This is a genomic window from Paraburkholderia dioscoreae (assembly GCF_902459535.1).
Classification (GTDB): Bacteria; Pseudomonadota; Gammaproteobacteria; order Burkholderiales; family Burkholderiaceae; genus Paraburkholderia; species Paraburkholderia dioscoreae.
The window spans coordinates 1628798-1641680 of sequence record NZ_LR699554.1; the positions used below are offsets into that span (position 1 = coordinate 1628798).

Annotated in this window: 8 protein-coding genes; 7 read left to right on the forward strand and 1 reads right to left on the reverse strand. The window is 64.0% G+C overall.

Annotated features, from left to right (window positions below; genetic code table 11):
• The 4 genes from PDMSB3_RS27510 (at position 1) to PDMSB3_RS27525 (ending at position 4968) form a co-directional block, all read left to right on the forward strand.
• Complete coding sequence (locus PDMSB3_RS27510; RefSeq protein WP_165188351.1) at positions 1-801, forward strand: SDR family NAD(P)-dependent oxidoreductase; 801 nt, start codon at positions 1-3, stop codon at positions 799-801.
• A gap of 103 nt (positions 802-904) precedes the next feature.
• Positions 905-2671 (forward strand): dihydroxy-acid dehydratase, encoded by a 1767-nt coding sequence (gene ilvD / locus PDMSB3_RS27515; protein ID WP_165188353.1) that lies wholly within the window; start codon positions 905-907, stop codon positions 2669-2671.
• Positions 2668-3561, forward strand: coding sequence for an NAD(P)-dependent oxidoreductase (locus PDMSB3_RS27520; protein ID WP_007177180.1), 894 nt, complete (start codon positions 2668-2670; stop codon positions 3559-3561). Before ilvD ends, PDMSB3_RS27520 begins: the two co-directional genes overlap by 4 nt.
• Positions 3562-3651: 90 nt before the next feature.
• Complete coding sequence (locus tag PDMSB3_RS27525; protein WP_007177181.1) at positions 3652-4968, forward strand: MFS transporter; 1317 nt, start codon at positions 3652-3654, stop codon at positions 4966-4968.
• 397 nt (positions 4969-5365) lie between these two features.
• Here PDMSB3_RS27525 and PDMSB3_RS27530 read toward each other — a convergent pair whose 3' ends face one another.
• Complete coding sequence (locus tag PDMSB3_RS27530; RefSeq protein WP_165188355.1) at positions 5366-9400, reverse strand: chemotaxis protein CheB; 4035 nt, start codon at positions 9398-9400, stop codon at positions 5366-5368.
• A 262-nt stretch (positions 9401-9662) separates the two neighbouring features.
• Between PDMSB3_RS27530 and PDMSB3_RS27535 the strand changes: the two genes are divergently transcribed.
• The 3 genes from PDMSB3_RS27535 (at position 9663) to PDMSB3_RS27545 (ending at position 12874) form a co-directional block, all read left to right on the forward strand.
• Entirely contained in the window at positions 9663-10382 is a 720-nt protein-coding gene (locus tag PDMSB3_RS27535; protein WP_007177184.1) for a Crp/Fnr family transcriptional regulator, read from the forward strand.
• 450 nt (positions 10383-10832) lie between these two features.
• Entirely contained in the window at positions 10833-12491 is a 1659-nt protein-coding gene (gene pgm / locus PDMSB3_RS27540; RefSeq protein ID WP_007177186.1) for a phosphoglucomutase (alpha-D-glucose-1,6-bisphosphate-dependent), read from the forward strand.
• A 227-nt stretch (positions 12492-12718) separates the two neighbouring features.
• Positions 12719-12874, forward strand: coding sequence for a hypothetical protein (locus tag PDMSB3_RS27545; protein WP_007177187.1), 156 nt, complete (start codon positions 12719-12721; stop codon positions 12872-12874).
• Positions 12875-12883: the final 9 nt, after the last annotated feature.

Here is a 12883-nt window from a genome sequence, read left to right on the forward strand (position 1 = left end):
ATGACGCAATCGAGCAGCCCCGTCTGCGTGGTGACGGGCTCGGCTTCGGGTATCGGCGCGGCGACCGCGCTGCGCTTCGCGCAGGCGGGCTGGTCGGTGGCGCTAGGCAATTTCGACGACAGCACGCGCGAAGCCGCGCTGGCAGTCGAAGCGGCCTGCCGGGACGCCGGCGCGCACACGCTGATATTCGACGCGGATGTCGGCAACGACGCGCACTGCCGCCGCGCGATGGATACCGTGGCGAGCCGCTGGCAACGCGTCGACGCGCTGATCAATTGCGCGGGCACGACCCGCGTGATTGCGCACAACGCCTTCGACGAAATCGACGATGTCGAGTTCGAACGCGTGTACCGCGTGAACCTGATCGGGCTGTATCAGATGACCCGCGCAGCCGTGCCGCTGCTGCGCGAATCGGCCGGTATGTCGACGGTGAAACGCAGTACCAGCGTGGTCAATATTTCGTCGCTGGCGGGCCTGAACGGCACCGGGTCGTCGATTGCATATGCGGCGTCGAAGGGCGCGGTGAATACGCTGACGCTCTCGCTCGCGCGCAGTCTCGCGCCGCATGTCCGCGTCAACGCGATCGCGCCCGGCATGGTCGACGACGGGCTGCTGCTGCACGTGCTCGACCCGCAAGCCTATGACGGCGTGCTCGCCAGAATGACCGCACAGGCGCCGCTCAAACGGGTGTCGATGCCGGCCGAAGTCGCCGACCTCGCGTGGTTTCTGTCGACGCAGGCACCGGCAATGACCGGCCAGGTGATCGCCGCGGAAAACGGCTTGCTGCTGAACGGCGGCTGAACGACGACTGAGCGGCGGCTGAGCGGCAGTCAACGGCGCGCGCGGTGGACCAAACCATCGCCGCGGCACTGCATGAGTTTCAAAAGAAAACGGACTTTCCCACATGACCAATCTGCACAAACATCGCTCGCGCAGGGTGACCGACGGCGTCACGCGGGCGCCGCATCGCGCGTTCCTGCGCGCCACCGGTCTCGACGACGAATCGATGCAAAAGCCGTTCGTCGCGATCGTCGATACGTTCGGCGAGAACACGCCGTGTTCGATGTCGCTGAACCAGGTCTCCGACAACGCGCGGCTCGGCATTGCCGCGGGCGGCGGCGTGCCGATCCGCGGTTCGGCGATCTCGGTGTCGGACGGCACGTCGATGAATCATTCGGGCATGAGGATGAGCCTCGTGTCGCGCGAAGTGGTGGCGGACAGCGTCGAACTGTTCGTGCGCGCGCACAGCTACGATGCGTTGATCGGCGTCGCCGGTTGCGACAAGACCTTGCCCGGCATCCTGATGGGCATGGTGCGCGTCAACGTGCCCGGCGTGTTCCTGTTCGGCGGCGCGATGCTGCCCGGCGTCGCGCCCGGCCAACTGCCCGGCGGTGCAGGTCACGGCCTGCGCCGCCAGGCGACGATTCTCAGCACGATCGAAGCGGTCGGCACCGCGCAGCGCGGCGACATTAGCCGCGCGCAACTCGACGCGATCGAAAAGCAATGCACGCCGACCGCCGGCTCGTGTCCCGGCCAGTTCACCGCGAATACGATGGCGATGGTCGCGGAAACGCTCGGCCTCGCGCCGCTCGGCTCCGCGATGGTGCCGGCCGTCTACAGCGAACGGATTGCGATTGCGCGTCGCGCGGGCGAAACGGTGATGCGCATCCTCAAACAGGGCGGCCCGTTGCCGCGCGACCTCGTCACGCTGGAAAGCCTCGAAAACGCCTGCGCGGCGGTCGCGGCAACCGGCGGTTCGACCAACGCCGCGCTGCATATTCCGGCAATCGCGAACGAAGCCGGCATCCGTTTCACGCTGGACGACGTGCAGCGCGTGTTCGCGAAGATTCCGCTGATCGGCGATCTGCAACCGGGCGGCCGCTATCTCGCACAGGATCTGCACCATGCGGGCGGCGTGCCGGCCGTGCTGAATGCGCTGCTGGAAGGCGGTTTTCTGCATGGCGACGCACCCGCGCTCGGCGGCGGCACGCTGGCCGAGGCACTGAATGCGTACGACGGACCGGACGGTACGGTGGTGCGTCCGTGCAGCGAACCGCTCGGCGAGAACGGCGGCCTCGTGATCCTGCGTGGCAATCTCGCGCCGGACGGCGCATGCCTGAAGATCGCCGGATTGAAGTCGCTGACGTTCACGGGCGCGGTGCGAATTTTCGAGTGCGAAGAGGATTGCATGGCGGTGGTCGCGGCGGGCGATTATCGCGAGGGCGACGTATTGGTGATCCGCAACGAAGGCCCGAAAGGCGGTCCCGGCATGCGCGAAATGTTGAGCGTCACGGCGGCAATCTACGGTCAGGGCATGGGCGAAAAAGTGGCGCTGTTGACCGACGGCCGTTTCTCGGGCGCGACACGCGGCATGTGCATCGGCTACGTGGGGCCGGAGGCGGCAGCCGGCGGACCGATCGGCCTGTTGCGCAACGGTGATCGCGTGCATATCGACGCGCGCGAAGGCATTCTGCGCGTCGATCTGTCCGACGACGAACTCGCCCGGCGCCGCGCCGGCGCGCCCGCGCGCCCGCCGCGCAGGCTCGCCGGCGTGCTCGAAAAATACGAAGCACTGGTGCGGCCCGCGCATCTCGGCGCGGTCACGCATTCGGGCAATGTCGAATGGCCGTACGATGCGCCGACGCCCGGCGACGACGGAGCCGCCGAATGACGCGCGCCCTTCTCGGCTTTTGCGGACTCGGCAAGATGGGCGCGCCGATGGCGCAACGTCTCGCCAATGCCGGTCATCCGCTGCGGGTATGGAATCGTTCCGGCGACAAGGCCGAGGCATTGCAGGCATCGGCGGGAAATTGCATTGCGTGCGATTCGCCGGCGAACCTCGCTGCCGGCGCCGAAATCGTCATGCTCTGTCTCGCGGATGCGGCGGCGGTCGAAACGGTCGCGTTCGGTGCCGACGGCCTCACGCGCCTGGCGCGCCCAGGCACCACACTGGTCGATCATTCGACCCTCGCGCCGTCGCAAACCCGATTGTTCGCACAACGCTGGCACGAGCGAACCGGCGGCAGATGGATCGACGCCCCGGTGTCGGGCGGTACGGCCGGCGCGGCGGCAGGCACGCTTGCGATCATGGCGGGCGGCGACGCGGCGCTGATCGACACGCTGACGCCGGTCCTACGCGCGTACGCCGCGCGCGTCACGCGCATGGGCGACAGCGGTGCGGGGCAGTCCACCAAACTCGCCAACCAGACCATCGTGATGACGACCATTGCCGCGCTTGCCGAAGCGACGCGGCTGGCACGCCACGCGGGGATCGACGCGACGCGGATTCCCGCGGCGCTCGAAGGCGGCTGGGCGGATTCCGTGCTGCTGCAAACGCTGATGCCGCGCATGATCGCGCCACCCGCGCACGCGTCCGGCACGATTCGCACGATGCTCAAAGACCTCGATGCGGTCGAGTCGCTCGCGCGAGAAAGCGGTGCGGCGATGCCGGTCGCGTCGCTGGTGCGGCGCTGGTTGAGCGAGGCGGTCGCGCAGGGTCTCGGCGACGCCGATATCTCGCAGATCGTGACGGTCGAAATGCACATGGCCGATGTCGAATGAGCTAACGTAGCCCGATTTTGCAAGAACACCGGCCGTCGCTGCATGGCGGACGCGCCGGAACGACAGATAAGCCATGCGCCAGGAGACATGATGCAAAACCTCGAATCGGCGAACGCGCGCGATGCGTCGTTCGACAGCCTGACCCGCAGCCAGTGGCGGCTGATCATTCTGGCGAGTCTCGGCGGCGCGCTGGAGTTTTACGACTTCGTTGTCTACGGCGTGTTCGCGCAATTCATCGGCCGCGCGTTTTTTTCGATGCTCGATCCGATGATGGCGCTGGTGCTGTCGTTCGCGGTGTTCGCAATCGGCTATCTGTCCCGGCCGCTCGGCGGCGCGGTGCTCAGCTGGTTCGGCGATCGCTATGGGCGGCGCCGCGTGTTCATCGTCTCGGTGATCGTCGTATCGCTATCGACGATCGGCATGGGGCTCGTGCCGACCTACGCCAGTTGGGGCCTCGCCGCGACCTTCACGATGATCCTGCTGCGGTTGGTGCAAGGCTTCTGTTTGGGCGGCGAGTTGCCCGGCTCGATCACCTATGTGGTCGAAACCGTGCCGCGTCGCGCGGGGTTCGTCTGCGGGATCGTGTTCTTCTGCGTGAACTCGGGTGTGCTGCTCGCCGCAGCGGTGAACCTCGGCGTGCACGCGGTGCTGACACCGGACGACGTCGCTGCTTACGGCTGGCGCTTCGCGTTTATCTTCGGCGGCGTGATCGGGCTGCTCGGTTTCTGGCTGCGTCGCAAGCTCGAAGAGACGCCGGAATTCGCGCATATGAAGCATATCGCCTCGAAGCATCCATTTGCCGAACTGATGCAGGAGCACTGGCGGCCGGTATTGCTCGGCATTCTGACGACAGCCGCGACAGCGGGCTACAACGGTCTGCTGTTCGCGCATATGCCTGCGTATCTGGACAAGGTGCTGCACTATGATCCGCACGAGGTCGCGCTCGGGCAGAACGTGGCGCTCGCCACCGCATCGATCGGCATCCTGATCATCGGTCGGATCGGCGACAGCATGCCGCGCCGTCATCTGATGCGCGCGGGCGCGCTGCTGCTGATCGTGCTGACAATGCCGTTCTATCACGCCGCGGTCAGCCACCGGATGGATCTGATCGTGCTGATGCTGCTCGGCGGCTTGGGCGCGGCGCTGATCAACGGCACCTTTGCGTGCATCATCGCGGATATGTTTCCCACGCGCGTGCGCTTTAGCGGCGTTGCGCTCGCGTTCAACCTGAGCTTTACCATTTTCAGCGGCACCGCGCCGCTGATCGGCACATGGTTGATCGCGCGCACGGGCAATCTCGCGGCGCCCGGCTATTTCATGGTCGCGTGCGCGGTGTTGACGTTCGTTGCCACCTTCGGTCTGAAAGCGTTGAGTGGGAAAATTGCGGCATTGCCCGCGGCGGCGTGAGCTTTGAGGGCGAACAGGTGGGACTTCGCGCTCTCATGCGTCGGTCATGGAATAGCGAGGCAAATTAAGGCGGAAACATCCTTTGCGCGTCGCCCGGCGCAAGCCCTCCGCAATTGTCCTTCACATCGCGGGTCCAGATTTCCGGCTTTCACGGCGGTGAACGCGAGCGTTGCCGCGCCCGGCAGATTGCGCAGTTCATGTGCAAAAAATCCACGCCGTTCGTTCATCTCCGCAGTCTGCTTGCCTGCGAGGATGAAGTCGCGCTAATTCTCGCACGCTTTCAGGCATGCGAGGCCACGCCCAGCACCAGTCCGTGGCGACGCGTGTTCCGAAGTCGTCGTGTGCGATGGCCCGCACCGGGGTCACGCAAGGCGGAGTGCTGCGTGACTCTTCTTATTTACGCATCCCGGGGTTTCATTTTCGCAGCGAGCAGACCTTTCAACGCCTCGATATCCACCGGCTTGACCAGGTGGTGATCAAATCCCGCCGCTGCGGATCTGAGTTGGTCGCCCGGCTGCCCGTAGCCGGTGACGGCTATCAACAGCGTGTCTCGCGTCGCGGCAGACCCGCGTAATTTCTGCGCGACCTCATAGCCGTCCATTCCGGGCAATCCAATATCGAGGAGCACGACGTCCGGCCTGAAAGTGGCGGAGGCTTCGAGCCCCTGCTGGCCATCCAGCCGTGTCGCCACCACGTGCCCTTCGCTCGCCAGAATCATGGCCAGCGCCTCGCTGGCGTCGGCGTTATCGTCGATGATGAGGATCCTGCGGGGGAGCGCCTTGACCGGATTCTGCGGTGAACCGGCCTGGTCCGGGCCGGGCGGGATCAAGCCCAGCGGAAGATCGACGATGAACTCGCTGCCTGTCTTGCCGTCACTGACAGCCTCGACCGACCCGCCATGCAACTCGACCAGCCGCCGGACCACGGACAGGCCTACCCCGAGCCCGTTATGAAGCTGGCCGTAGGGCAACGGACCCTGGACGAACATGTCAAAAAGCGTGTTGAGCATCGAAGGGGCGATCCCCGCGCCGTTATCCTTGACTCGAAGCGAAAGCCGACGGCCGTTTTTTGTCGCGGTGAGATCGATTTTCCCGCCAGGCTCCGTGTACTTGGCCGCGTTGATCACGATGTTCTCAATGACCTGCGATAGCCTCGTGGGGTCGACATACATCAGCACCGGCTCTTCCGGCAGCGCAACCGACAAGGTGTGATGCCGTTCTTCGACAATCGGCCGGCAAACCTCGAGCGCGCTCTGGACGACCGTTTCCAGCGTCACTGCCTGGCGATTCAGCTTGATGCTGCCGCTCGTAATGCGCGTGAGATCCAGCATTTCGTTGACCAGTTGGGTCATTGCCCGACCTTGCCGCTGTATGACGCCGACAGCCCAGGCTTTCTGGCGCACATCGACGGTTTCCGAGGCGAGCAGGTCGCCGGCTGAACACAGCGCGGCAAGCGGATTGCGCAGTTCGTGGCCAAGCATGGCCAGGAATTCGTTCTTGCGCCGGTCGGCCTGTGCCAGACGTTCGGCGCGCTCCCGAAGCTGGGTGTTACTCAGACTGCGATCGGTGAGTTCGCGCTCGGTCGTGGCAATAGCCACGGCGTGACCCTGATCGTCCGAGAGAATCGACAGAGTGATCCAGATGTCGAGCACGCGACCGCTTTTAGTGACCCGCTGGGTTTCATAGGAATGCAGCGCCTCGTTGTGCTCGGCGTAGCGGATGAAATCGAGGTGATCCTGTCTGGCGCCCGGCGGCAGCATATCGGACACCGTCATGCATAAAGCTTCGGCCTCCGTATAGCCGTAAATCGCGGTCGCGGCCCGGTTCCAGGCAATCAGGCGGCCACTCAGATCGAACACCGTCATGGCGTCGTTCGAATCCTGGACGACCGCGGCGAGGCGCCGGGACCGTTCGTCGGAGGCCTTCACATGGGTAATGTCGTTCCACGTCACCACCACCCCCGCGGGCGGTGTTCCCTGAACCGCGATATACGGCGTGATACGTCGAACGTACCACTCTCCCGTCAACGTCTGGATTTCCTTTTCGGCCTGGCCGGTCTGCGCCGACACTACCCGCTGGACATCCTCCAGCAGGGCGTCGCCCAGCGGATTGCCGAGAACATTCGTGATCGGGCGGTCAATGTCGGCTAACGCCAGACCGAAGATCCGCGCCGCACTCGGAGTAAAACGTTTGATCACCGCGTGCCGGTCGAGCAGCAACGTGGCGATTTCAGTGCTGGCCAGAAGGTTCGTCACGTCTTCGCTGAGCACCTCCAACTGGCGGACCTTCTGCCCGAGTTGGGAGTTGACCAGATTCAACTGCTCGTTGAGCGCCTGCAGTTCTTCTTTCGATGTCTCGAGCTCCTCGTTGGCCGAGCGCAGTTCCTCGTTCATTGAAAGGATTTCTTCGTTCGACACCCGCAATTCGCTATTGCTTTCTTCCAGTTCCTCGATCGTGCTGCCAAGCTCGACTTGCGTGGTGCGAAGTTCGCTCTCCAAGTGCCAGAGATCGGAGTCCACACCGGTTGGCGCCAGCGAGGCAGGCCGCTCGGCCACCGGAGCCCGCGCGAAGATGACGAGCAATGCCTTGCCCGTGTGCGCCGTGTCGAATGGCCGGGTCACCGTGATCCTCACCGCGGGCGCGCCACCGTCCGATACGACTTCACTGACCGGCGCGGCGGCCTCGTCCTGGGTCGCGCGGCGCAACACGATCCTCAGCTTCAGACGCAGCCCTTCGCGCGCCATGTCGAGAATGTTGCCTGTCGGCTCGCCAGTGGGTTGTCTGAGGTACTCGTCGGTCGAACCGCTCGCATAGAGCACCTGGTGCGCGGCATTGATCAGCACTGATGCCGCGTGGTGCTCTTCGAGCAGCGTGTTGTTGACCAGTTCCGCGTAGCCCTTGCTACGGTTGCCGCCACGACTCGCGGAGGGGAACTCCTCCCGCCTTCCCCCTGGTGCGGAGAACCGGTAGCCGGACACGACCGCGGTGGTGACCGGACTGCGCTGGTAGATGCGCCAGGCCCTGGAGACTTCCTGAAACTGGCCGGAGTCCGGATCGGTACTTTCCGATCGGCCCAGAAACAGATAGCGCTTCGGGTTGAGCGCAAAATGAAACACCTCGAACACGCGCTGCTGCGCCTCGGGTTCGAGGTAGATCAGCAGATTGCGGCAGCTGATCAGGTCGACCCGGGAAAACGGTGGATCGGCAATCAGGTTCTGCGGTGTGAACAGGATCGTTTCGCGCAGCGCCTGGTCGATCTGATAATCATTGCCGTGTGGGCGAAAAAAGCGCTCGAGCCGTTCTTCACCAACAGGCAACGCGACACCCGGTGGATAGATTCCCTGGCGGGCACGCGCGAGGGCTACCCGGTTCACGTCGGACGCGAGAATCATGAATGACCGGGTGAGCTTACGTTTCTCGATCTGCTCCGTGAGCAGCATGCCCATCGAATAGGCCTCTTCCCCCGTCGCGCATCCGGGCACCCAGACCCGCAGGGGCTGATCGCCTCCCGGCTCGTCGAGAAGCGGGCCGAGGACGCGTTCAGCAAGAGCACGCCAAGCCTCCGGATCGCGAAAGAATTCCGTCACGCCGATCATCATGTCAAGACTCAGCGCCTGGGCTTCCTCGACCGAGGTTCTCAATACTGCGCAATACGCGTCGAGGCTGTCCACCTGATTGACCGTCATGCGCCGGGCAATACGGCGCTCGAGCGTCCCCCGTTTGTAGCCCCTGAAATCGGAGCCGGCTGCGGCCAGTGCCCTGAGCACCGGCTCCAGGTCGACCATTGCCCCGGATTTGCCGGACACCGGCAACATTCCCTCGCTGGAGCGCGCGATGTAATCGAACAGCACAGCGGGCATTTTTTCGATCGGCAGCACGTAGTCGACCAGTCCCGTCGCGACCGCATGCGCCGGCATCGAATCGTGTTCGGCCGTATCGGGCGCCTGCGCCATCACCATTCCGCCTGCGGCCTTGATGGCTCTCAGGCCTGCCGAACCGTCCGCGTTCGCGCCCGTGAGCACGATCCCGATCGCGCGATCGTGTTGGTCCGCAGCCAGCGAAGTGAAGAACTCGTCGATCGGCATCGGAATGGTGGGACGCTCGACCGCGGGCCGCAGCCTGAACATGGCCTGCTCGATCACGACGGATACTTTCGGCGGGATAACATAGACATGGCCCGCGCGCAGCGTGACGCCGTCCTCGATGGCCGATACGGTCAGAGAGGTGTCTTTGGCCAGCAGTTCCGGAAGGTGGCTTTCGGCGCCGGGCGCGAGGTGGACCACGATGGCGAAGGCAATATCGTGAGGGATGGTAGACGCCGCACGAAAAAACAGGCTCAACGCATGAAGAGCGCCGGCTGATGCGCCGATGGCGACGATGCGTGGAACAGTAGCAGCCCCAAGTGTCGGAGAAATATTATTGGCATCATTCATGACACGTCGCTTTAGACTGCTGAAGCGTCAGTGTAGCCGGTTACGGCTGGCGGCTGGAAGAAAGTCAGGCACGCGGGCGTCGTGCCAGGACGCTTTTACAAGGCCGGCGCATGAAAAAAACGGGCTTGACGCAAGTCAAACCCGCCGCCATTCCCGCGACGCACCATGTTGCATGCTTCGGCTGCTTTGTGCCGTGGATCACCAACATGAACAGGTCGGAAAAAGCGATGTGGCCGCGAGGCCCTGCGCAGGGGATGCCTTAATGTTGAAGGAAGACCATCGGAGCAGCAATCACCTTCTCGCGGTGTTGCCCCAGGCAGAGTGGACGCGCCTCGCCCCTCACCTGGTGCCGGTAGATCTGGCGTTGGGGCAGGTCGTGTATGAGTCGGGCGACCGGCTCGATCACGTTTATTTTCCGTCGACCGCTATCGTCTCGCTGCTCTATGTGATGAAGGACGGCGCGTCCGCGGAGATTGCGATCGTGGGCAACGAAGGGTTGGTTGGCATTGCGCTTTTCATGGGTGGCGAAACCATGCCGAACCGGGCGGTCGTACAAAGCGCGGGGCGCGCGTACCGGCTGGAGGCCCGTTTTCTGAAAGAGGAATTCCATCGCGCCGGCCCCGTGCAGCGACTGCTGCTGCGCTACACCCAGGCATTGATCACGCAGATGGCCCAGACCGTGGTTTGCAACCGGCACCACTCGATCGACCAGCAGCTGTGCCGGTGGCTGCTGCTCAGCCTCGACCGTCTGCCGTCGAACGAGTTGAACATGACGCAGGAACTGATCGCCAACATGCTGGGCGTACGCCGGGCCGGCGTCACAGAAGCGGCGGTCAAGCTGCAGGACGCGGGGCTGATCCGTTACAGCTATGGGCATATCGAGGTGCTGGATCGGGCAGGACTCGAAAAACGCGTGTGCGAATGCTACGGCGTCGTGAAGCGTGAATGCGACCGGCTGTTACCCGACATCCCGGCATCATAGGCGAATCGCAGGCTGGTGGGCGAGCGCCCTGCCCTTGGGAGCGGACCGTCCGCGGTACGCCACCGTACCGACTTCCGTGCCGGTCGCGCGCAACGTGTGGTGCATATGCGATGGTTCTGTCTACGCGAACTTTTCTGACATGCGTCGGGAACGTCAATCCTTGACGGACTTCCGCGACGAAATCAATATCCGGATGAGGCACTTCCATGAATGCGGTTTTCCCTTTGTTTTACTTCATGCTCTTCGTGACAGGCCTTGCCTTCAATGAGTTCATGAACGCAGCCAGGGCTCGCCCGGTTCCCGTCATGGCGAGTTTTCCGCGCGGCGTGCGCGCTGCGTCGAGGTTTCCTTTGCGGTTTTGAGCGGCTTCTTCGCTGACAGATGGCGCAAATTTCGCGGGACCGAACTTTTCCGAAGCGTCTCGACTTTGCCGATCAGGGTGATACCGCGATGAATATCAGTTCTCTTGCCGGCAAGCCGCTCCCACCGGCGATGCTGGTCAACGTGCCGCGCCTCGTCACGAGCTATTACACCGGGACGCCCGACCCGTCGCTCGCCGCCGAACGCGTTAAATTCGGTACTTCGGGACACCGCGGATCTTCGTTCCAGCGCAGCTTCAACGAGTGGCATGTGCTCGCGATTACACAAGCTATCTGCCGATACCGGAAATCACAGGGAATCGACGGACCGCTGTTTCTCGGTATCGACACACATGCATTGTCGGAGCCGGCCTCGACCAGTGCGCTCGAAGTGCTGGCGGCCAACGGCGTGGAGGTCATGATCGCGCCGGGTGGCGAATATACGCCCACCCCGGTCGTGTCGCATGCCATCCTGACATACAACCGCGGTCGTTCGTCAGGGCTGGCGGACGGTATCGTCATCACGCCTTCGCACAATCCGCCGGGTGACGGCGGCTTCAAATACAACCCGCCCAACGGCGGACCCGCGGACGAAACGGTGACAGGCTGGATCGAAGCCGCGGCGAACAGCCTGCTCGAGAACCGGCTCGACGGCGTCGTGCGCATGCCGCTCGCAAAGGCGCTGCGTGCATCGACCACTCACTATCACGACTTCCTCAGAATCTACGTCGCCGATCTCGACAGCGTCATCGACATGAGCGTGCTGCGCGGTGCGCCAATCCGCCTCGGCGTCGATCCGCTGGGCGGCGCAGGCGTGCACTATTGGGCCGCAATCGCGGAACGCTATCGCCTGAACCTCACGGTGATAGACGACGACGTCGATCCGACTTTCCGCTTCATGAGCGCGGATTGGGACGGGCAGATACGCATGGACCCGTCGTCGCCGTATGCGATGCAGACGTTGATCGGCAAGGCGGATCGCTTCGATACCGCGTTTGCATGCGATACCGATCACGACCGGCATGGCATCGTCACGCCCACGGCCGGGCTATTGCCGCCGAATCACTATCTCGCGGTCATGATCGACTATCTGTGCGCGCACCGTCCGGATTGGCCCGCGCATGCCGCCATCGGCAAGACAATGGTCAGCAGCCGGCTGATCGACCATGTGGCGGCAAAGCATGGCCGCGCGCTCTACGAAGTGCCGGTGGGTTTCAAATGGTTCGTGGGCGGCCTGCTCGACGGCTCGCTCGGTTTTGCCGGCGAGGAAAGCGCGGGCGCGACCTGTCTGAGGCTCGACGGCCGCGCCTGGACGACCGACAAGGACGGCATGGTGCCCGCGCTGCTATCGGCGGAGATCGCAACGCGCACCGGCCGCGATGTCGCGGAGCATTACCGTGCACTCGCCGAATGCCTCGGTGAGCCGCGCGAGCGTCGCGTGCAGGCAGCGGCGAGTGCGTCCCAACGCGCGCTGCTCGGGCAATTGTCGCCGTCGCAGTTCGCTCAGACCGAGCTTGCCGGCGAAAAAATCGATTCCGTGCTCGACCGCGCACCGGCCAACCAGGCGCCGCTGGGCGGCATCAAGGTGAGTACGAAGAGCGGCTGGTTCGCTGCGCGACCGTCGGGTACCGAGAATATCTACAAGATTTACGCCGAGAGTTTTCTTGGCGATGACCACCTGGCGCGCATTGTCGGCGAAGCGCAGACCATGGTCGACAACGCGCTGGCGGCGTCCGGCAGCGATGCCTGACAGCCGATCAGCGCCTTTTCGCGCGGCCTGCAGCAGCGCCGTTTGCGAGGGTAAGCGCAGGCGCGCCGGAATGCGGTACGACAGCGTACAGACGCCCGCCTCCATTTGACCGCACTATCCGCGTACGCCCCCACTCACTTCGCATCGTCGCCGAAACCTCGTATCACGCTTCGGACGACACTTCGGGTGACACGCGTGTCGCGGCCGACTTCGACGGGGAGAGAACTATGACAAATGCAATCTGGGGCATCGTGATCGCAATGGCGCTGATGTTCGGCATTGCGTTCTATCGGTCCACTCATCAGCGCCAGCCTGCCGCGCATCCTCGCGGCTCGATCCGGCAGCAGACACAGGACCGCTTGCGCGAGCGCTACGGTTTATAGGCCGAAGGC